At 70.6% G+C, this 18,967-nt stretch carries 19 protein-coding genes and 2 tRNA genes; 9 read left to right on the forward strand and 12 right to left on the reverse strand.

The window, feature by feature from the left end; translation table 11 throughout:
* Positions 1 to 3 precede the first annotated feature (3 nt).
* A complete protein-coding gene (locus tag EXE50_RS00200; protein ID WP_137704030.1) occupies positions 4 to 2,088 on the reverse strand; it encodes an ABC transporter ATP-binding protein in 2,085 nt (694 codons plus the stop codon).
* A 534-nt stretch (positions 2,089 to 2,622) separates the two neighbouring features.
* Between EXE50_RS00200 and EXE50_RS00205 the strand changes: the two genes are divergently transcribed.
* Positions 2,623 to 3,183: an SRPBCC family protein gene (locus tag EXE50_RS00205; RefSeq protein WP_053772354.1), complete on the forward strand. Its 561-nt coding sequence runs from the start codon at positions 2,623 to 2,625 to the stop codon at positions 3,181 to 3,183.
* An 81-nt stretch (positions 3,184 to 3,264) separates the two neighbouring features.
* Positions 3,265 to 3,336: transfer RNA gene (locus tag EXE50_RS00210), tRNA-Ala, on the forward strand.
* Between the two features lie 323 nt (positions 3,337 to 3,659).
* Here the strand turns inward: EXE50_RS00210 and EXE50_RS00215 are convergent.
* The 3 genes from EXE50_RS00215 to EXE50_RS00225 all read right to left on the reverse strand — a co-directional run bounded on the left by EXE50_RS00215 (position 3,660) and on the right by EXE50_RS00225 (position 6,041).
* A complete protein-coding gene (locus tag EXE50_RS00215) occupies positions 3,660 to 4,562 on the reverse strand; it encodes a hypothetical protein (protein WP_137704031.1) in 903 nt (300 codons plus the stop codon).
* A gap of 114 nt (positions 4,563 to 4,676) precedes the next feature.
* Positions 4,677 to 5,696 carry an NADP-dependent oxidoreductase gene (locus tag EXE50_RS00220; protein WP_137704032.1) on the reverse strand — a complete coding sequence of 340 codons (1,020 nt, stop codon included), beginning with the start codon at positions 5,694 to 5,696 and terminating at the stop codon, positions 4,677 to 4,679.
* A gap of 144 nt (positions 5,697 to 5,840) precedes the next feature.
* Positions 5,841 to 6,041, reverse strand: coding sequence for a hypothetical protein (locus EXE50_RS00225; RefSeq protein WP_053772351.1), 201 nt, complete (start codon positions 6,039 to 6,041; stop codon positions 5,841 to 5,843).
* Positions 6,042 to 6,220: 179 nt separating this feature from the next.
* Here EXE50_RS00225 and EXE50_RS00230 point away from each other — a divergent pair, with 179 nt between their 5' ends.
* Together EXE50_RS00230 and EXE50_RS00235 are read left to right on the forward strand one after the other, a co-directional pair.
* Positions 6,221 to 7,330: a GTP-binding protein gene (locus EXE50_RS00230; RefSeq protein ID WP_053772350.1), complete on the forward strand. Its 1,110-nt coding sequence runs from the start codon at positions 6,221 to 6,223 to the stop codon at positions 7,328 to 7,330.
* Positions 7,331 to 7,390: 60 nt separating this feature from the next.
* On the forward strand, positions 7,391 to 8,578 hold the full coding sequence (locus EXE50_RS00235; protein ID WP_137704033.1) for a redox-regulated ATPase YchF: 1,188 nt from the start codon (positions 7,391 to 7,393) through the stop codon (positions 8,576 to 8,578).
* Between the two features lie 44 nt (positions 8,579 to 8,622).
* On the opposite strand, the gene EXE50_RS00240 is transcribed toward EXE50_RS00235, so the two are convergent.
* On the reverse strand, positions 8,623 to 9,090 hold the full coding sequence (locus EXE50_RS00240) for a GNAT family N-acetyltransferase (protein ID WP_053772348.1): 468 nt from the start codon (positions 9,088 to 9,090) through the stop codon (positions 8,623 to 8,625).
* 139 nt (positions 9,091 to 9,229) lie between these two features.
* Between EXE50_RS00240 and EXE50_RS00245 the strand changes: the two genes are divergently transcribed.
* On the forward strand, positions 9,230 to 10,060 hold the full coding sequence (locus EXE50_RS00245; RefSeq protein ID WP_137704034.1) for an amidohydrolase family protein: 831 nt from the start codon (positions 9,230 to 9,232) through the stop codon (positions 10,058 to 10,060).
* Between the two features lie 85 nt (positions 10,061 to 10,145).
* Positions 10,146 to 10,673: a DUF371 domain-containing protein gene (locus tag EXE50_RS00250; RefSeq protein ID WP_137704035.1), complete on the forward strand. Its 528-nt coding sequence runs from the start codon at positions 10,146 to 10,148 to the stop codon at positions 10,671 to 10,673.
* Positions 10,674 to 10,704: 31 nt separating this feature from the next.
* On the opposite strand, the gene EXE50_RS00255 is transcribed toward EXE50_RS00250, so the two are convergent.
* Together EXE50_RS00255 and EXE50_RS00260 are read right to left on the reverse strand one after the other, a co-directional pair.
* Entirely contained in the window at positions 10,705 to 11,052 is a 348-nt protein-coding gene (locus EXE50_RS00255) for a hypothetical protein (protein WP_053772345.1), read from the reverse strand.
* Between the two features lie 54 nt (positions 11,053 to 11,106).
* Complete coding sequence (locus EXE50_RS00260; protein ID WP_053772344.1) at positions 11,107 to 11,706, reverse strand: CoA pyrophosphatase; 600 nt, start codon at positions 11,704 to 11,706, stop codon at positions 11,107 to 11,109.
* Positions 11,707 to 12,075: 369 nt separating this feature from the next.
* Between EXE50_RS00260 and proS the strand changes: the two genes are divergently transcribed.
* The 3 genes from proS (at position 12,076) to EXE50_RS00275 (ending at position 16,139) form a co-directional block, all read left to right on the forward strand.
* On the forward strand, positions 12,076 to 13,551 hold the full coding sequence (gene proS / locus EXE50_RS00265) for a proline--tRNA ligase (protein ID WP_053772343.1): 1,476 nt from the start codon (positions 12,076 to 12,078) through the stop codon (positions 13,549 to 13,551).
* Between the two features lie 209 nt (positions 13,552 to 13,760).
* Complete coding sequence (locus EXE50_RS00270) at positions 13,761 to 14,831, forward strand: hypothetical protein (RefSeq protein WP_137704036.1); 1,071 nt, start codon at positions 13,761 to 13,763, stop codon at positions 14,829 to 14,831.
* Positions 14,832 to 14,927: 96 nt separating this feature from the next.
* Positions 14,928 to 16,139 carry a hypothetical protein gene (locus EXE50_RS00275; protein WP_137704037.1) on the forward strand — a complete coding sequence of 404 codons (1,212 nt, stop codon included), beginning with the start codon at positions 14,928 to 14,930 and terminating at the stop codon, positions 16,137 to 16,139.
* Positions 16,140 to 16,181: 42 nt separating this feature from the next.
* On the opposite strand, the gene EXE50_RS00280 is transcribed toward EXE50_RS00275, so the two are convergent.
* From EXE50_RS00280 to EXE50_RS00300, 5 genes are all read right to left on the reverse strand, one after another.
* Entirely contained in the window at positions 16,182 to 16,313 is a 132-nt protein-coding gene (locus tag EXE50_RS00280) for a rubrerythrin-like domain-containing protein (RefSeq protein WP_137704038.1), read from the reverse strand.
* A 281-nt stretch (positions 16,314 to 16,594) separates the two neighbouring features.
* Positions 16,595 to 16,667: transfer RNA gene (locus EXE50_RS00285), tRNA-Thr, on the reverse strand.
* Positions 16,668 to 17,248: 581 nt separating this feature from the next.
* The gene (locus EXE50_RS00290; RefSeq protein WP_137704039.1) at positions 17,249 to 17,638 is read right to left on the reverse strand and encodes a peptide ABC transporter ATP-binding protein; all 390 of its coding nucleotides are present in this window, start codon (positions 17,636 to 17,638) and stop codon (positions 17,249 to 17,251) included.
* The gene (locus tag EXE50_RS00295; RefSeq protein ID WP_053772339.1) at positions 17,625 to 17,846 is read right to left on the reverse strand and encodes a hypothetical protein; all 222 of its coding nucleotides are present in this window, start codon (positions 17,844 to 17,846) and stop codon (positions 17,625 to 17,627) included. The genes EXE50_RS00290 and EXE50_RS00295 overlap by 14 nt, the downstream gene beginning before the upstream one ends.
* 87 nt (positions 17,847 to 17,933) lie before the next feature.
* Positions 17,934 to 18,929 carry a class I SAM-dependent methyltransferase family protein gene (locus EXE50_RS00300; protein ID WP_137704040.1) on the reverse strand — a complete coding sequence of 332 codons (996 nt, stop codon included), beginning with the start codon at positions 18,927 to 18,929 and terminating at the stop codon, positions 17,934 to 17,936.
* Positions 18,930 to 18,967: the final 38 nt, after the last annotated feature.

Genomic DNA, 18,967 nt, shown 5'->3' on the forward strand with positions numbered 1-18,967 from the left:
CCGCTACTCCAGCGTCTCCGGGTCGACCTCGCTCTCGGTCGCCCGCTCGACCGCGCGGTCGACGTGGCGCTCGCGGGCGCGCTCGACGAACTCCTCCGGCAGCTCGTCTATCTCGCCGGCCTGAACGCCCCAGAGCTTCGCGTAGAGCCCGTCCGCGGCGAGCAGTTCGTCGTGGGTGCCGCGCTCGACGACCCCGCCGTCCTCCAACACGAGCGCGGTGTCGGCGTCGGTGACCGTCGAGAGGCGGTGCGCGATGACGAAGGTGGTGCGGTCGGCGGCGAGCCGGTCGAGCGAGCGCTGGATCAGCATCTCGGTTTCGGTGTCGACGGCGGAGGTCGCCTCGTCGAGGATGAGTATCGCGGGGTCTTGGAGGACGACCCGCGCGATGGCGAGTCGCTGGCGCTGGCCGCCGGAGAGCTTCACGCCGCGCTCGCCGATCCGCGTCTCGTATCTGTTCGGCAGCGACGAGATGAACTCGTGGGCCTCCGCGGCCTTCGCGGCCTCGATTACGCGCTCTCGGACCTCGTCCTCGTCGAGGCCCTCGGCGCCCGCCTCCTCGATCCGCGTGAACCGGCCGTAGCGGATGTTCTCGGCGATGGTGCCGTCGAACAGCGTGGTGTCCTGCGCGACGTAGCCCACGGACGAGCGGAGGCTCTCGGCAGTCACGTCGCGCACGTCGTGGCCGTCGACGCGGATCGCGCCGTCGGTCACGTCGTACAGCCGGAGGAGGAGCTTGAGCAGCGTCGACTTCCCGGCGCCGGTCGGGCCGACGAGGGCGACGGTGTCGCCCGGGTCGGCGGCGAAGGAGACGCCGCTGAGGACCTCCTCCTCGGCGTCCGCGGGGTCGACGAGGGCGTTCTCGGGGTACGCGAAGGAGACGTCGTCGTACTCGACCGCGCCCGCGACGCCGCCGCGGTCGGTGTCGCCGGCCGGCGTCACGCCGCCGTCGTTTCGGGCCCCGCCGTCGCTTTCGGCACCGCCGCCGAGTTCGACCGCGTCGTCGGCGTCCTCGATGCGGACCGGGATGTCGCGCAGCCCGAACACGCGCTCGCAGGAGGCCTTCGCGTTCTCGTACTGGTCGATGATGTTCGAGACCTCGGCGAGCGGGGCGACGAACTGCTGCGTGAGGAGGACGAAGGTAACGAACGTCCCGACGGTCAGCTCCGTGGAGAACGGGCCCGGCGGGCCGTTCGCGAGCCAGTAGCCGCCGACCGCGAAGGTGGCGGCGAAGGCGAGCCCGGCGAGCAGTTCCATCCCGGGGCGGTAGACGTAGTTGAGCCGGAGGATCGACATCGTCCGCCGAAAGTACGAGAACGAGGCGTCCTCCACGCGATCGCTCTCGTGGGCCTCCGTGTTGGAGGTCTTCACCAGCTCGACGCCCGACAGCGCGTTCTCGAGGGCGGTGTTGAGGTCGCCGACGACGGACCGTTGGGCGGTGTACCGCGGCTCGACAGCGCGCATGAACCACACCGTGAAGAGGAGCATGAGCGGGATCGCGGCGAGGGTGACGACCGCTAGCTCGTAGTTGTAGTAGACGAGGACGCCCGCGATCCCGACCAGCATCACGCCGAGGCGGGCGGAGTTCTGGAGGGCGTTGTCCAGGAAGACCTCTAGGTTCGAGGCGTCGTTGTTGAGGACGGACATGACCTCGCCGGTCTGTTTGTCGTCGAAGAAGGTCATGTCGAGCCGCTGCATCTGGTCGAAGGAGTCGGTGCGGACCGCGTGCATCACGCGGTGCGCGAAGTTGTTCGCCGCGATGCCGTAGACGTACGTGAACACGCCCGTCACGACGAACGACCCGAAGATGAGCAGCACGGAGAGGCGGAACTGCGCACCGTCTTTGGTGGGGAGCCACGCGTCCGGAACGATCGGGAGCGTGTAGGGGCCGGTGCCGGTGAAGACGGCGTCGATCGCGACGCCGAGGACGACCGGCGGGATCAGCCCCGCCACCCGGGCGACGATGTTGGCGACCATCCCGACCGCGAGCCAGTGGGCCTCGGAGGCCCCGTACTCGCGGAACAGCCGTCCGAGGGGGCGATCAACCCGGTCGCGGTACACTTCGAAGGCGTTGCGCTCGTCGGCAGCCATGGGCGTACGAGCGCCGCGACCCGCATGTATCCGGCGGCTTCGGCGGCCCGTTCCGGGTTCCGCTGATCGCGCCCTTTCGCCTCCGTCGCGGTTCAGGAATTCCTTTCTGGGAGCGGTGGCGCGTGCCTCCGAGCGTCCGACGGACGCGAGGAGCACGCGCGAGGGAGTCGGGCGCCGAGCGAAGCGATGGCGCCCGACGAGGCTGGGGAGGCGTGAGGTGCGGTCGCGGTGCGGGGTGGGACTCAAAGGGGCAGCCGCGAGGACGAAGCACGGCGCAGTAAGCACCACAGCGAACGGAGTGAGCGAGGAGCGCAGCAAGCCGCGCGAGTCCTCGCGGCTGGGGCTTTGGCGGTGTTCGCCACAGGGAAGCCAAATCCGTACGAGCGAGAGACTGGGGCTTTGGAGGAGTACTCCGTCATCCCGAGGTCGCTCGAGTACCACCGAGCGGGTGAGGATCCGACACCGATCACTGCGGAAACGCCGAACACGTACCGTCGCCGGACCGTTTAATAAGCGCCGCGCGAACCCGGGTACGTGGACGAACTCGTCGTGCGAACGGAGGTGTACGCCGATCCTGAGGAGGTGTACGAGTTCCTGCTGGACTTCCCGCAGTACGCGAACTACTCGGAGTACCTCCGCGAGGTCCGCACGGTCACCGGCGACGGCGGGCCCGGGACCCGGTACGCGCTCACGTTCGCGTGGTGGAAGATCTCCTACACCGCTCGTTCGGAGGTGACCGGCGTCGACCCGCCCGCCCGCATCGACTGGGAGATCACAAAAGACATCGACGCCGGCGGCTGCTGGCGGGTGACGCCCGCGACGAGCGACGACGCGGGCGACGACACGAGCGACGACGCCGATCGAAGCGACGACGCCCCCTGCGAGGTCGCGCTCGAAGTCGAGTTCGATCCGGGCTCCGCCAGCTCCGACGCGCTCGACCTGCCGCGGCTCGTCTCGTTCGACTGGGTGTTGAAGAAGGCGATCCCGCTGATCAGAGACGAGGCCGAGCGCGTCGTCGAACGCGCCGTTCAGGACTTGGAGGGGTCGAGACGGGACGTGGACCTCGACGTGTACGTCGACTCCGACCGGATCTGACGCGCTCCGGATCGGGTCCGCCTCGCGTCGGCGAGTCGAAGGCCTTAATATATCCAGCGGGGAACGAACGGATGCGTTCGCGGGCTCGTAGATCAGTGGTAGATCATCCCCCTGGCACGGGGAAGGCCCGGGGTTCAAATCCCCGCGAGTCCATGTTTTTTCGCCGCGAGCAACGTCGCGAGCGGCGTGAACATGTGCCGAGCGGGGGATTTGAACCCTACCAGTCGCGCGCAGCGAGCGACGCGAGCGAGCACGTCTGGTTCTGGTTCAAATCCCCGCGAGTCCACTCCTGCGCTCACTTCGTTCGCTTAGTCGTTCCCTCGCGTGGCCCCACTCGCTCACTGCGTTCGCTCGCGGGACCCCCGCGAGTCCATGTTTTTGCGCCGCGAGCAACGTCGCGAGCGGCGCGAATATGTACCGGGCAGGGATCTGAACCTACCAGTCGCACGTACTGAACGAAGCAGGCGCCTTCTCGTTCACCACACGCTCCCCCGGTACTCCAGCCGTAGGTGGTCGGCCGTCTCCGGCGGGATCCCCATCTCCTCGAACATCCGTCGGAAGGTCGCGCGAACGTCGGCTTCCTCGAATGACCGGGAGGCGCGCGTCTGCGCGTCGACCTCGATCCCGCCGTGGTAATCGAGGTGGACCCGGTAGGTGTACCCGTCGACCTCGTGCGTGACGGTCGCCCGCGAGAGGACGAAGTCGATCGCTCCCAACCGCGCTCCGCCCGCGTAGTACTCGCGGGTGTGCTGACCGGAGCCCGGGACGGAACGCTCGGTGACCGTCGTCGCGCGAGCGGTCAGCTCGTCGTACGTCGCGCGGAACGCGACCGGCTCCTCGATCCTGATCTCCGGGGCGCCCGCCCCGAGCTCGTCGGGCTCGGCGTCACGGACGTTCGCTTGTAGTTCCTCGACGTCCCCCGCCGCGGTCGCCTCGTCCATCTCGAACAGGGTCGTGAGCCGATCGACGAGCCACTCCTCCGGCGGGAGGTCGTCGACGGTGAACTCGCCGCGGTTGCCGTCCGCGAAGACGGTCACGACGGTGACACCCTCGTCGGCGTAGAAGGTGGCCCACAGCCGCGTCGCCTCCGAGTGGTCGAACGTGACCCTGAACGCCTCGTACTCCGGGCCGAGGTCGGCGTCGAGCTCGGCGATCCCCGCCGGGTGGAAGCCGCTCGATCCGACGCGCTCGACCTCGTACCCGGCCGCGTCGGCTCGGTCCAAGGCGTCCTCGTACGCGAGGTCCGACACGGTGACGCCGTCCGAGGAGTACGACGCCACGTCGGACCCGATCAGGACGCCCGCGAAGACCGCGTACGCGGCGGCGACGACGACGACGGCCCCGACGAGCGCGACCGCGGCCCAGCGGAGTAATTTCATACGCGCCGATACATCTCAGCGTCGTATAGCCCTGCCGACGGTTCCTTCGCGGCGGTGACGACCGCCGCGGGGCCGGGCCGCGTTTCCCGCGTAACGGGGTCGAGCGGGCCGCGACTACTGCTCCGCCGCCGACACCCGCACCACCTGCTTCCCGATGTTCTCGCCGGAGAACAGGCCGAGGAAGGCGTCGGGCGCGTTCTCCAAGCCCTCCACGACCGTCTCGCGGTGTTCGAGGTCGCCGCTCGCGACCCACCCCGCGAGGCGCTCGCTCGCCTCGCCGAACCGGGTCGCGAAGTCGCCGACGAGCAGGCCCCGGACCGTCGCGCGCACGGAGATGAGCTGCGGGAGCTTCCGCGGCCCGGTCGGGGCCGTCTCGTCGTTGTAGTGGGCGATCTGACCGCAGACAGCGACGCGCGCGTCGAGGTTCAGCTTCGTGAACACGGCGTCGGTGATGGGCCCGCCGACGTTGTCGAAGTACACGTCGACGCCGTCCGGCGCCGCCTCGTCGAGCGCGGCCCGGTAGTCGTCCGTCGCCTTGTAGTTGATCGCGGCGTCGAAGCCGAGGTCGTCGGTGAGCCAGTCGGTCTTCTCGTCGCTGCCGGCGAAGCCGACCACCCGACAGCCGTTCAGCTTCGCGATCTGGCCGACGACGGAGCCGACGGCGCCGGCCGCGCCGGAGACGACGACGGTGTCGCCGGGCTTCGGCTCGCCCACGTCGAGGAGGCCGAAGTAGGCGGTCCGGCCGGGCATCCCGAGGACGCCGAGGTACGCCTCCGGGTCGGCGACGGTCGGGTCGACCGGCGCGACGTCGGCGGCGTCGAGCGTCGCGTAGTCGGCCCAGCGCCCCTCGCCGGTCACGAGGTCGCCCGCGTCGTACGCGTCGCCCTCGCTTTCGACCACTTCGCCGACGACGCCGCCCTTGAGCGCGTCGCCCACGTCCCACGGCTCGGCGTACGACTCGGCGTCGCGCATCCGGCCGCGCATGTACGGGTCGACGGAGAGGAACCGGACGCGGACGAGGAGCTCGCCCGGGTCGGGGTCGGGAACGTCGGTCTCGCGCAGTTCGAAGCTGTCCTCGTCAGGCTCGCCGGTCGGCCGCTCGGCGAGAAGCCACTCGCGGTTGGTGTCCATCACGGTCCTCGTTGGCGGATGGAACGCAATAGGGTTTGGACCCCAGCAGCGGTCGTGGGGATCCGGAACTCGCAGCCGGCGCGGCGGTCGAAGGGGCGCGGCGGCGGGCCGTCGCTCAAGAATATCCGCGAGCGACCGCCGGGCGATTCACGCGACCGCGACGCCGTTGCGCGCGAGGTAGTTGCTGGCGGCCTTGATCTCGACCGGGCTCCCGATGATCCGGTACTGGTCGGAGCCCTCCACGACGGTGACGGTGAAGCGGGATTCGAGACACTCCCGGTGCCCGTCGAGCGCGCGGCGCGGGAGGACGATCTGCGTACTGTCGCGAAGGCTCGACGGATCTGGCATTCGGCGTGTGAATGGGTTACTCGTCTCCGATATAACCGTGTCGAAGTATCGGCGGGCCAACCACTCGTTCGGCGGCGAACCGGCGGTTCGCGCGGCGTTCGCGGTCGATCCGATCCTCGGTCGAGGACTGGCAATCCGAAGGAACACCTTTAACGAGCCGACCGGCCGAGGAACGGGTAATGGGACTGGAGGAGGAGATCGAAGACCTCCGCGAGGAGATCGCCAACACGCCCTACAACAAGGCCACGGAGGCCCACATCGGGCGGCTGAAGGCGAAGCTCGCGGAGAAGAAAGAGAAGCTGGAGAACCAGTCCTCCGCCGGCGGCGGCCACGGCTACGCGGTCGAGAAGCACGGCGACGCCACCGTCGCCCTGGTCGGGTTCCCGAGCGTCGGCAAGTCCACCCTCATCAACGCCCTCACCAACGCCGACAGCGAGGTCGGCTCGTACGAGTTCACGACCCTCGACGTCAACCCCGGCATGCTGCAGTACCGCGGCGCGAACATCCAGATCCTCGACGTGCCGGGCCTGATCGAGGGCGCCGCCGGCGGCCGCGGCGGCGGGAAGGAGGTGCTCTCGGTCGTCCGGACCGCGGACCTGGTCGTGTTCATGCTCTCGGTCTTCGAGATCGAGCAGTACGACCGGCTCCGCGAGGAGCTGTACAACACGAACATCCGACTCGACACCGAGCCCCCGAACATCAACATCCGGAAGACGCACAAGGACGGGCTCGGCGTGACGATGAGCGACGAGGTGAGCCTCGACGAGGAGACGGTCAAGCAGGTCCTCCGCGAGTACGGCTACGTCAACGCGAAGGTGACGATCCCCCACGACCTCACCATCGACGAGCTGGTCGACGCCGTGATGGACAACCGCGAGTACCTCCCCTCGATGGTCTCGGTCAACAAGGCGGACCTCATCGACAAGAGCTACCTCCCGACCGTGAAGGAGGAACTGCGCGAGCGCGACCTCGACCCCGACGACGTGGTGTTTATCTCCGCGCAGGAGGGGCTCGGCCTCGACGGGCTGAAGGAGCGCCTCTGGGAGGAGCTGGGCGTCATCCGGATCTACATGGACAAGCCGGGCCGCGGCGTCGACTACGAGGAGCCGCTCATCCTGTTCGAGGGCGACACCGTCGGCGACGCCTGCGAGAAGCTCGGCGGCGAGTTCGACGAGCGGTTCAAGTTCGCGCGCGTGACCGGCGAGAGCGCGAAACACGACGACCAGCAGGTCGGGAAGGGGCACGAACTGGCCGACGAGGACGTGCTCCGGATCGTCGCGCGGAAGTAGCCCCGCGCGCTCGCCCCGCCCGACCGAAAGGCGCTTTTCGCGGGGCCGCGACCGTCGGGTATGCTCACGGTCGCGCTCGCGGGCAAGCCGAACGCCGGCAAGTCCACCTTCTACACCGCCGCCACGATGGCCGACGTCGACGTCGCGAACTACCCGTTCACGACGGTCGACCCGAACCGAGGCGTGACCTACGTCCGAACCGAGTGCCCCTGTCTCGACCGCGAGGAGCGCTGCGGGGCGGAGAACTGCCGCGACGGGAAGCGGTACGTCCCGATCGAACTCCTCGACGTCGCCGGCCTCGTCCCCGGCGCCCACGAGGGCAAGGGGCTCGGCAACCAGTTCCTCGACGAGCTGACGAACGCGGACGTGGTGTTGAACGTCGTCGACGCCTCCGGCGCGACGAACGCCGAGGGCGAGCCGGTCGAGGTCGGGAGCCACGACCCCCTCGACGACGTTGACTTCGTCGAGGAGGAGATGGACCTGTGGCTCGCCGGCATCGTCGACCGCAACTGGGAGGGCGTCGAGCGGCAGTCCCGCGCCCCGGACTTCGACCTCGAAGCCGCGCTGTCGGACATGCTCACGGGGTTCGGCGCGACCGAGCGCGACGTGACCGCGGTCCTGCGCGGGCTGGAGTACCCGGACGACCCGAAGGCGTGGACCGACGACGACCGCGAGGCGCTCGCGCGGGCGGTCCGCCGCCGCACCAAGCCCATCGTCGTCGTCGCGAACAAGGTCGACGCGGCGCCCGACGGGGTGGTCGAGCGCATCCGCGAGGGGACCGACAAGCCCGTGATCCCGGCGACCGCCGACGGCGAACTCGCCCTGCGCCGCGCCGCGGAGGCGGGCGTCGTCGACTACGACCCGGGCGACGAGGAGTTCGCCATCACCGGCGAGGTCTCCGACGACCAGCGCGCCGGCCTCGACGCGCTCCGCGAGTCGATGTCGGCTCACGGGGGGACGGGCGTCCAGACCGCGCTGAACGCGGCCGTCTACGACCTGCTCGACCGGATCACGGCCTACCCGGTCCAGGACGCCGGCAAGTGGACGGACGGGACGGGCAACGTCCTCCCGGACGCCTTCCTGCTGCCCGCGGGCTCGACGCCGCGCGACCTCGCGTACGCGGTCCACTCCGACATCGGCGAGGGGTACCTCCACGCGGTCGACGCGCGCGCCTCGCGCCGGATCGGCGAGGGCCACGAGCTGACCGAGGGCGACGTGGTGAAGATCGTCTCGACGGCCGGCCCCTGATCGCCGCGGAGCGACGCCCGCCGGCCGCGGGCGTCGCCCGGCGATCACTCCAGCGGGCGCGCGTACGTCACCTGTTTCGGCTCGAAGCCCGCGTCGCGGTAGAACCGCCGCGCGCCGTCGTTGCCCCACTCGCAGGAGACGGTGAGGTAGTCGCGGTCGTCCTCGCGGGCCATCGCCTCCACCCGCTCGAGGACCGCGCTGCCGTGTCCCTCGTTCCGGCGGCCCGGGTCGATTTCGAGGTTCACCACGTCGAGGTACCGCCCCCGCTCCCGGGATGGTCGCTCGCCCGCTTCGAGGGTGACGAACCCGACCGTCTCGCCGTCGACGACCACGAGGTAGTCGGTCACGGAGGGGTCGTCGAGGTGCGCGCGGAAGCCGTCGTCCGGGACCGCTTCCGCGTCCTCGTAGGCGATTTCGTTCAGCTCCGAGTGCGCCTCCATCGCCGTCGCGAGGTCGTACCACCGCTCGACGAGGGCGTCGAGGTCGTCCTCGCCCGCCGCCACGAGTTCCATGTCAATCCGCGACGGCGGACGGCCACTTCAGCGTTCGTCCGGTGTGGGTCGCCGTCGCGTCCGGGAACGCGAGGGGGCGTCCGCCGTGCGACCGACAGGCACATGCGGGTCGCCCGAGACGAACCGATAGAGAGCGGCCATGCTCGGGCTCGAACACGACTTCCGGATCGTCGACACCCGCGCGACCCTCGACCCCGACGAGTCGTCGGTCGCCACCCACGGGCGGGACATCTCGCCGGAGCGGCTGGAACGCGAGATGCTCCAGGCCGGGATCGTCCGCGCGGTCGCGAGCCCCGGGCAACGCGCCGCCGGGCGGAGCTACCTCCGCGCGAACAACGCCGTCGCCCGCCTCTCTATCGACCGCCCGTTCGTCGCGTTCGCCCGCCTCAACGGCCCCCGCGACCCCGGGACCGGGCCGGTGTCGGCCGTCCGGAACCTGCGCGCCGAGCGCGACGACCACCACACCCGCCCCGACGACGTCGAGCAGTACTCCTACGACGACCGCTTTCACGGCTTCACGCTGGCGCCCCACGTCGACGGCCTCCCCAACGAGGACGTGCTGACCCGCCTCGAGGACGCCGACCTCCCCCTGTTCGTCCACGCGGGCCGGCAGTTCCCGCCGGAAGCGGTCGAGACGGAGCTGCTCGGCTACGACCTCCCCGTCGTTTTGGGGAGCTTCGGCGGGTACCCGCTCGACGCCGACCTGATGAGCGAGACCCTTGACCTGCTCGACGAGTACGACCGGCTGTACGTCGACACGAGCGCCGTGCGGTACCGCGAGGTGCTCGAGCGCGGCGTCTTAGAACACCCCGACCGCGTCCTCTTCGGCTCCGGCGCGCCGGACGTCCACCCGAACGTCGGCGTGATGGAAGTGCTCACGCTCGACGTCTCCGAGGACCTGATGCGGCGCGTGCTGGCGAAGAACCCCGCCCGCCTCGTCCCGGCGCTCGCCGAGGGCGCCGACGTGTGACCCGACGGCCCCCCGCCGCCGCCCGCGGGTCGATCCCCGCCGCCGAAGCGACGCGCACTTGTCGCGCCGCCGCCGACCGACGGACATGAGCGACGCAGACGCCCGGAGCGAGCCCGTCGCGCGCGACGCCGACGCGGCCGCCGACGACCCGTACGTCGAGGTCGTGCGCGCGGTCGGCCACGAGCACGTCACCGCCGAGCACGCGAGCACGTTCGAGTTCACGACCGACGACTGGCTCACGCCGGCGGGCGACTGTATCGTCGGCGTCGAGGCGGACCGGGCCCCGCGGGACTTCTCGGCCGAGTTCCGCGAGGCTTGCCGGGACGCGGACGCGACGATCACGGCCGCCGTCGCGGTCGGGGAGCCGGGCGCCGAGGCGGTCGACCTCGCCGACCCCGCCCACGTCGACCGGATCGTCGGTCGCGGCGACCCCGGGCTCGCCCTGCTCGACGAGCGCTCCATGGTCGGACGCACGAGCGATTACACCGACGACGAGCGGACGGTCCTCGTCCACGGGGACGGCGCCGCGGCCGACCTCGACCGCGACCTGGTCGCCGCGCTCGCCGACGGCGCGCCCGCGGCGCTGCGGCTGGCGGTCGAGCCGACGGAGTAAGCGGCCGATACGAGTCGGGGGCCGCGGGGGGTCAGGACTGATCGGCGGCGTCGATGATGTCGAGGACGGGGAACGGCTCGGTCCGGTCGAACGAGGCGAAGACGGCCTCGTAGCGGGCCGAGGGGAACACGAACACGACGACCTTCTCGAAGAACAGCGTCTGGGCCTCGAACGACTCGTCGATCAGTTCCTTGAAGTCGTCGCCGGTGACCTGGTTCGCCATTATCAGCCGGTACGCGGACTCCAAGTCCTGATCGGTGTACCGGGACGCGAGGTCGTCCCTGACGTATTCGACGGTGAAATCGAGGGACCCGAGGTGAGCTATCACCCGGGCCTCCGCGCCGTCGACCGCGCGGAGGCGTTCGGCGAGGTCGGACATAGCAGTAGATTTCGCGCTAACCTGGTAAAACTGCCCATACGGGTCCGTCGGACCTCATATCGGCAGCTCTGCGTCCGCCCCGACGACCCGGTCCGGCTCCGCGGGCGCGCGCCAGTCGGTCGTCCGTTCGAGCAGTTGGACGACCATCCGACCCGTCACGCCCCAGACGGTGTAGCCGTCGACGTGGAAGAAGTGGACGCGGTGGTCGCCGTACTCCGGGTGGCCGACGCGGCGCTCCGACTCGTAGTTCGCCGGGTCGGTGAGCGCGTCGACCGGGAGGACCGCCACCTCGGCGACCTCCGACTCGTCCGGGACGTACTGGCGATCGGGGGCGACGCCGACGAACGGGCGGACCGCGTACTTGCTCGACGTGCGGGTGTCGTCGAGGCGCCCGACGACGTCGACCTCCGTCGGTCGCATGCCGACCTCCTCGTCGGCCTCGCGCAGCGCGGTGTCGGTCAGCGTCCGGTCGATCGGCTCGCGGCCGCCCCCGGGGAAGCTCATCTGCCCGGGGTGTTCGCCGAGGTGCGCGGCGCGCTTGGTAAAGAGGAGGTTGGCGTCGCCGTCCCGCGCGATCACCGGCGCCAGCACCGCCGCCTCCCGCCGGCCGGCGAGCGACTGCGGCGTGTGTCGGCGCAGCCCCGACAGGTCCATGGGAGTGATAGGCCACGCGAGGCGGATAACGTTTCCGCGGATTCCGACCGTACCGGACGGAACGGCGGACTGGAGCGGGCCGGAGCGGGCGCGAGCGCGGCTCAGACCGCCGAGATCTGACTGACGAGCGTCGCCGCGAACGCCGACAGCACGACGATCAGCGCCGCGAGCAGGACGGTCCGCTTCGTCGGGAACATCGTACCCGTGGGAGGGGCGAAGCGACCATGTACCCCGACGACTCTCGTCCCGAGTTTACCCGAATTTGGCGACGCGCCGGGACGAAAGGCCTCCGTACCGACGCGCCGCGAGGGCGGGCGACGGCGGTCGGGTTCGGACCTTTTAAGCCCGAGACACCCGCTTTCGAGAGTAATGAGCGACGACGACCAGGAGCTCGGAATCACCGAGTCCAAGACGCACAACACCGGCGAGTGGTACGCCGAGGTCGTACGGAAGGCGGGGCTCGCGGACTACGGCCCCGAGGGGATGAGCGGGTTCATCGTCACCCGCCCGCGGGCGTACGCCGTCTGGGAGCGCCTCCAGGGCTTCCTCGACGCGAAGTTCAAGGAGACGGGCGTTCAGAACGCCTACTTCCCGCTGTTCATCCCCGAGTCGTACCTCGAACGCGAGAAGGACATCGTCGAGGGGTTCGACCCCGAGGTGGCGTGGGTCGACGAGGCGGGGAACAAAGAGCTCGAAGAGCGGCTGGCGGTCCGCCCCACCTCCGAGTCGATCATCACGCCGTACATCAGCCGGTGGGTCCGGAGCCACCGCGACCTCCCGCTGCGCGTGAACCAGTGGTGCTCGGTCGTGCGGTGGGAGGCGACCGAGACGAAGCCGTTCTTCCGCACGAAGGAGTTCCTCTGGCAGGAAGGTCACACCGCGCACGCGACCCGCGAGGACGCGTGGGACGAGACGATGACGCGGCTCGACCAGTACGAGTCCGTCTACGAGGACCTGCTCGCGCTGCCGGTCCTGAAGGGACAGAAGCCGGACCACGACAAGTTCCCCGGCGCCGACACGACGACGACCGTCGAGGCGCTGATGCCCGACGGGAAGTCGGTCCAGGCGGGCACCTCCCACCACCTCGGGCAGTCGTTCGCGGAGGCGTTCGACATCACCTACTCGGACGAGGACGAGGAGGAGCGCACCGCCCACACCACCTCGTGGGGGCTCTCGTGGCGCGCGCTGGGCGCGCTGATCATGACCCACTCCGACGAGCAGGGGCTCGTCCTGCCCCACACCGTCGCCCCCACCCAGGTCGTCGTCGTCCCCATCTGGCAGGAGGACACGAAAGACGACGTGCTGGCGTACGCGGAGGGAGTGGCCGACGACCTCGACGACGCGGGGATCCGGGTCGAACTCGACGACCGCGACGAGCGCAACCCCGGGTTCAAGTTCAACGAACACGAGCTCAACGGGATCCCGCTCCGGATCGAGATCGGCCCCCACGAGGTCGACGACGAGGAGCTCACCCTGGTCCACCGGCCCGACGGCGAGAGCGTCGAGGTCGACCGCGACGGGGTCGCCGAGACCGTCCGCGACCAGTTCGACGAGGTATACGCCAAGCTGTACGCGACCGCCGAGGAGACCCTCGACGACGGCGTGCGCGAGGCCGACGACCGCGCCGACATCCTCGGCACGCTCGGCCAGCACGGCGGCTACGTGAAGGCCCCGTGGTGCGGCGACGAGGCCTGTGAGGAGCCGATCAAGGAGCCGATGGCCGCCGAGATCGTGATGGTGCCGTTCGAGGACGACGACCCCCTCGCCGACGAGGGGCACGACGAGACGTGCGCGATGTGCGACGCCGACGCCGAGCGGACCGCCTACTTCGCGAAGACGTACTGAGCCGCGGCGGTGCCGACGCCGCCTGCGCTACCGGGTTCGCGCGGTGACGGCGATCGGTCCGGACCGCGCGCCCCCTGCGGGATCGCTCCCTCGGCGACGCGACTGTTCCCCTGGACCGCACTGCCTCCCTCACGTCGGGCGATTAATCCGCGTTGATCCGACTTAACGGAGTTCCGGGTATATACGGACGGAGTGCGTACCCGCTGGTGATGAACCGATGGATTGCCGGCCTCGTCGTCGCGGCCGTCGCCGCCGCGGTGATCGCGGGGGCCGCCGCCGCCGCGCCGGCGGGAGCGGTGACCGCACAGACCGACGCGCCGAACGGGAGCGGTGCGGACTCGGGCGCCGAGAACGCGACGCTCGACCTGAGTCCCGGCGAGCAGCTCGCCGGCGTCGTCGGCGTCCAGGGCGCCGAGATCGAAGGCGAGGTTGAGTCGCGCGCCTTCGCGGTCGGGCTCCGCGAGGCGGCGAGCAACGAGAGCCGCGCCGCCGTCGTGGCGGAGCGACTGAACCGGACCGAAGCGCGCCTCGCGGAGCTGGAGCAGCGGCAGGAGGCGCTGCGCGAGCGCCGCGCGGCCGGCGAGTTGAGTCAGGGGGAGTACGCCGCGCGGATGGCGACGACGACCGCGCGGATCGAGACGCTCTCTCGCGGGCTGAACCGGAGCGCGAGCGCGGCCGCCGAGCTCCCGGCCGCCGTCCGCAGCGAGGCGGGCGTGGACGGCGATCGACTGACGGCGCTGCGCGAGCGCGCGAGCGCGCTCAGCGGCCCCGAGGTCGCCGCCATCGCCCGCGGCGTGGCCGGCGACGGCGTTGGCGGACCGGTCGCGTCCGGACGCGGGCCGCCCGGAAACGGGACCGGACGCGGGCCGCCGGAGGACCGCGGGCCCGAAGCCGGGGGCCCGCCGGACGACAGGGGGCCCGGCGAGGACGACGAAGCCGGACCCCCGAACGAGGAGGACCGCGAGGACGGCGAGTCGGACGCGGACGACGGAAGCGAACGCCGAGGACCGCCGGACGGGAACGGCGAGGACGGCGCCCCGAACGGGTCCGACCCCAGAGACGGGGACGAGGCCGACGACGAGCCGGGGGCAGCCCCCGGCGGCCCCCCGGACGAGTCCGACGGAAACGGGTCCGGCGGCGGACCTGGGGCGGGCGGGTCCGACGACCGCGGATCCGAAGGAGACGAGTCGAGCGACGACGAATCCGAGCAGGACGGCGACGAACCGTCGGTGACGTCCCCGCGAGGCGTCGTCGACGCCCACCCGGGCCGCGATGCGTGAGCGGGGCGCAGCGCGACGGGTGAGAGCGCTCGGTTCTGGGAACGTCGCCGGTCGGGGATGAGAAGGAATTTATTCACACGGTCTGTCGCTCACGGCGTGCAGCGAGCGCCGATCCTCCTCGCAGTCATCGCCCTCCTCGGAGCCGTCGGCCTCGCGCTCGGCGCGGGCGGCGCCGGCGCGGTCCCGTTCGAGGGCGGGTTCGCTCAGATGGACGTCGAACCGGACGACGTGTCGATGGAGGTCGCCGTCCAGCCGGACGGGGACGCGCGGTGGACCGTCGAGTACCGGATCCGGCTCGGCACCGACGAGGAGGAGCGGGCGTTCGAACAGCTCCGCGTGGACGTGGAGAACGACACGGAAGCGTACACGACCCGGTTCCGCGACCGGATGGCCTCGACCGCGGAGACCGCCGAGACGGCGACGGGCCGCAACATGACCGTGTCGAACGCGACCGTGACCGCCGAGCGGCGCGAGCTCCCGCAGGCGTACGGCGTGTTGACCTACCGGTTCGAGTGGACGAACTTCGCGGCCGTCGACGGCGACCGGCTCCGCGTCGGCGACGCCGTCGACGGGCTGTTCCTCGACGACTCCTCGTCGCTCATCGTCTCGTGGCCGGAGGGGTACCGCCTCGGCGAGACGACGCCCGAGCCGAGCGAGGTGCGGGAGCGGTCCGTGGTCTGGAACGGGCCGGTCGACTTCTCCGCCGGCCAGCCGCGGATCTCCGTCGCGCCCGCGGGGCCGCTCTCGGGGGTCCCGACCGCCGGTGTCGCCGCGCTCTTCGGGGCGCTCGTCGTCGCCGGCGCCGCCGTCGCCTACCGTCGTCGAGACGCCGAGCCCGCGGCGCCCGCGGGGGGCGGAGACGCCGAGACCGAGGCGACCGGCGACGCGCCGGCGAACGGCTCGGGCGCCCCGAAGAGCGCGGCGGCCGCGAGCGACTCGACGGCGGAGCCGACGGCCGGCGACGACGACGGCGACGCGTCGGAGCCGGACTCGGACGAGCCGCGGCCCGTCGACGGCGACCTGTTGAGCAACGAGGAGCAGGTGCTCCGGCTGATCGAGTCGGAGGGAGGCCGGATGAAACAGAAGCAGGTGGCCGAGCGGTTGGACTGGACCGCCGCGAAGACGAGCCAGGTGGTGACGGGGCTGCGCGACGAGGGCGACCTCGACGGCTTCCGTCTGGGCCGCGAGAACGTCCTCTCGCTGCCGGACTACGATCCGGAGGGAGACGCGGGCGGAGCCGACGAGGACGGCGGGAACGGCGGCGAGGGAGAGGACGCGGGCACCGAGGGCGACCCTACCGGCGACTGACCGCGCCGTCGACGGCCCGGAGACGGCCCGGTTCGGCCACGCTCACAGGTCCCGCGAGCGACCGATGTGAAGCAGTTCGCCCCCGCACTCGCACTCGCCGGGCGAGCCGGTCCGCCGGCCGCATTTGAAACACTCGTACATTTCTTCGCCGTTGCAGTCGTATTCTGGTCGCATATACGCCGATAAGACTCCGTGATAAATAACCACACACCTAATATTATTTTTAGAATATAAATAGTTTTCCGGGAGCCGGTGACCGAACGATCGGAACGGCTTGATCGGCTCCGAGAACCGCGCTCACGTCAGCGGTCGGGAGTCCCGTCGCTCACCGGTTCGGCGTCGCACCGTCACAAGAGTCGGAGGAGGGACTGTGAACCACGGTCGTTCCGCTTCGCTTTACTCCCTAGCTCAAATCTCACCCGCGGCTCTTCGACTCCACTCCGTTCCGTCAGAAGAGCCGGAGGAGGGATTTGAACCCTCGACCTATTCCTTACGAAGGAATCGCTCTGCCAGCTGAGCTACTCCGGCGCGCATTCGACAATTCCCGGACGGAAAAATAAGGGTTCCGAAACGGGGACGGGGCGGCGATCCGACGCGCCGACTCCCGCGACCGAATCGGCGAATTGTCTCGGTAGCAATCTGACAATCGTCTTGTGTTGGGTCGTATTCTATCTCGATACTCACAAGCAAGCGAAATAGTTCACAAGTGTATAAGGAAAAAGACTAAATGCGTGTTCGGGTTTGAATTCAGACGTGATGACACCGCCCGCGTGCCGAGACGGCGGGGATCGAATCCCTCGGCGGTGCGTGCCCGGTCGAAGCCCGTACCGGGCGGGGATAGTCACGTCGGTCGCCGGCCCCACGGCGACTCGACGCGGCCGTCATCCCCAGCAGCGTCCCGTCGCGGCTACCGTGTGAAACGCGTCTCCGACGCGCCAAGCGCAGAATCACCTCTGGTCCGCCGACCGCCGCCGCGACCGCTTGTCATGTGACGGGCCCCGGCCGCGTCGCCCCGAGGAGGGTCGGGGCGACGCGGCGTTCTCGCTGTCTCAACGCTCCCTCGCGAGCGACCGGACCGCCCGACGCGCTCGCGCGGGTGCTGATTCGCGTTACGCGAACAGCCGCCGCGCGCGACGGACCTCCGCGGAGAGCCCGGCGTACCCGGCGCCGACGACGCCAGCGAGCCGCAGTTCCGCGGGCGCGACGCCGAGGCGGTGCGAGAGCGGCCCCGGCCGCGCGTCGGCGCCCGCGACCGCGACCGTCCGCCCGCGGACCCTGACCTCGGCGGTGAGACCGCCCCGGACCAGCTCCGCGGTCGCGAGGGTCGAGACGGACTCCGCCGGGAGCCGCCGGGCGACGCGGAGGGCGTCGCCGACGCTGTCGACCTCGACGAACAGCCGGCGGCCGGTCGCGCGGACCGCGGCGTCGACCCCGTCGACCGAGAGCGTCAGGTCCTCGGTCTCGACCGAGAGGCGCCGCCCGGACTCACTCCCGCTCACGCGTGGTGACCCGGACGCCGCCGTCGACGCGCCACTCGGCGTGCTCGGCGTCGTCGCCGGTCCCGCTCGGCACCTCGACGGTCATATCCTCGAACTGATAGTGTATTTCGGCGTTTCGGCCCGTGAGCCGGTCGTACAGCCCGATCGCTAAGTCCGGCCAGGTGGTCGTCTCGTCGATGCGCTCCGCGGGGTCTTCGGCGTCGCTCATACACGTTCACGATAGTGAGTGTCACTCATAAGTGAGCGGCCTGACGTGTCTGTGCCGTCGGTACCGGGGCGGGACCGACCGGCGCGGTCAGCCGTCGACGCGGGTCAGCCGGACGTCGAGACAGACGTTCTGTTCGTGTGGCGCGTACGACCGGACGACCCGTTCGGTCTCGACGTCGACGGCGTAGGCGTCGCCGGCGGCCGCCTCGATCGCGCGCCGGCCCGGGCCGAACGGCTCGTCCTCGTGTTGGATGTCGTAGTAGTGGATCACGCAGTCGTCGCCCGCGAGCGCGACGGCGGTGTCGAGGAACTCGTCCGCGGAGTGCGGGAGGTTCATCACGAGCCGGTCGGCGGTGTCGGCGCACGACTCGGCGATCTCGCGGACGTCGCCCGCGACGGCCGTCACCCGGTCGGCGACGCCGTTGCGCTCGGCGTTCTCCCGGAGGTACTCGACGGCGCGCTCGTTGAGGTCGCACGCGACCACGTCGGCGCCGCGGGCGGCCATGGGGACGGCGTACGGTCCCACGCCGGCGAACATGTCGACCGCCGACTCGCCGGACTCCACCTGCTCGACCACGCGGTGCCGCTCGGTCGCGAGCCGCGGCGAGAAGTACACTTCCGCGACGTCGAGCGCGAACTCGTGGCCGTACTCGCGGTGGACCGTCTCGGTGCCGTTCCCGGCCAGCACGTCCCACTGACGGACCCGCAGTTCGCCCTCGATCGGCGACGCGCGGTTGAGGACCGTGTCGCAGGGGAGGTCGGCGGCCATGACCGCGTCCGCGATCTCGCGGGCGCGGTCGTCGTCGTCCTCGTCGACGATGACGATGTCGCCCAGCCGCTCGATCGAGGGCTCGTAGCCGAGGATCTCCGCGGGCGTCGTGGGCCGGTCCCGGGCCGCCGCGTCGCGCTCCACGACGTGGGCCGCGAGGTCGGCCGGGACCCGATCGCGGTCCGCGACGGGGATGTAGATCGTGTCGCCGTCGACGGCGATCTGGTGGTCGCCGTCGAGGGCGTCGGCGTCGGCGAGCCGGCTCCGGACGGTCTCGCCGCGCTCGCGGTCGACGGCCACGCAGGGGACGCTCATCGTCGGCGAGACGCGGGCGAGCGAATAAACGGTGACGC

This window comes from Halorubrum sp. ARQ200, from assembly GCF_005435115.1.
Classification (GTDB): domain Archaea; phylum Halobacteriota; class Halobacteria; order Halobacteriales; family Haloferacaceae; genus Halorubrum; species Halorubrum tropicale.

Excerpts from the sequence above, each read along its gene's own strand:
- EXE50_RS00270 (WP_137704036.1), top strand. The coding sequence starts at position 13,761 with ATGAACCGATGGATTGCCGGCCTCGTCGTCGCGGCCGTCGCCGCCGCG.
- EXE50_RS00300 (WP_137704040.1), bottom strand. The coding sequence starts at position 18,929 with ATGAGCGTCCCCTGCGTGGCCGTCGACCGCGAGCGCGGCGAGACCGTC.
- EXE50_RS00295 (WP_053772339.1), bottom strand. The coding sequence starts at position 17,846 with ATGAGCGACGCCGAAGACCCCGCGGAGCGCATCGACGAGACGACCACC.
- EXE50_RS00215 (WP_137704031.1), bottom strand. The coding sequence starts at position 4,562 with ATGAAATTACTCCGCTGGGCCGCGGTCGCGCTCGTCGGGGCCGTCGTC.
- EXE50_RS00225 (WP_053772351.1), bottom strand. The coding sequence starts at position 6,041 with ATGCCAGATCCGTCGAGCCTTCGCGACAGTACGCAGATCGTCCTCCCG.
- EXE50_RS00235 (WP_137704033.1), top strand. The coding sequence starts at position 7,391 with ATGCTCACGGTCGCGCTCGCGGGCAAGCCGAACGCCGGCAAGTCCACC.
- EXE50_RS00255 (WP_053772345.1), bottom strand. The coding sequence starts at position 11,052 with ATGTCCGACCTCGCCGAACGCCTCCGCGCGGTCGACGGCGCGGAGGCC.
- EXE50_RS00260 (WP_053772344.1), bottom strand. The coding sequence starts at position 11,706 with ATGGACCTGTCGGGGCTGCGCCGACACACGCCGCAGTCGCTCGCCGGC.
- EXE50_RS00200 (WP_137704030.1), bottom strand. The coding sequence starts at position 2,088 with ATGGCTGCCGACGAGCGCAACGCCTTCGAAGTGTACCGCGACCGGGTT.
- EXE50_RS00245 (WP_137704034.1), top strand. The coding sequence starts at position 9,230 with ATGCTCGGGCTCGAACACGACTTCCGGATCGTCGACACCCGCGCGACC.
- proS (WP_053772343.1), top strand. The coding sequence starts at position 12,076 with ATGAGCGACGACGACCAGGAGCTCGGAATCACCGAGTCCAAGACGCAC.
- EXE50_RS00250 (WP_137704035.1), top strand. The coding sequence starts at position 10,146 with ATGAGCGACGCAGACGCCCGGAGCGAGCCCGTCGCGCGCGACGCCGAC.
- EXE50_RS00240 (WP_053772348.1), bottom strand. The coding sequence starts at position 9,090 with ATGGAACTCGTGGCGGCGGGCGAGGACGACCTCGACGCCCTCGTCGAG.
- EXE50_RS00230 (WP_053772350.1), top strand. The coding sequence starts at position 6,221 with ATGGGACTGGAGGAGGAGATCGAAGACCTCCGCGAGGAGATCGCCAAC.
- EXE50_RS00280 (WP_137704038.1), bottom strand. The coding sequence starts at position 16,313 with ATGCGACCAGAATACGACTGCAACGGCGAAGAAATGTACGAGTGTTTC.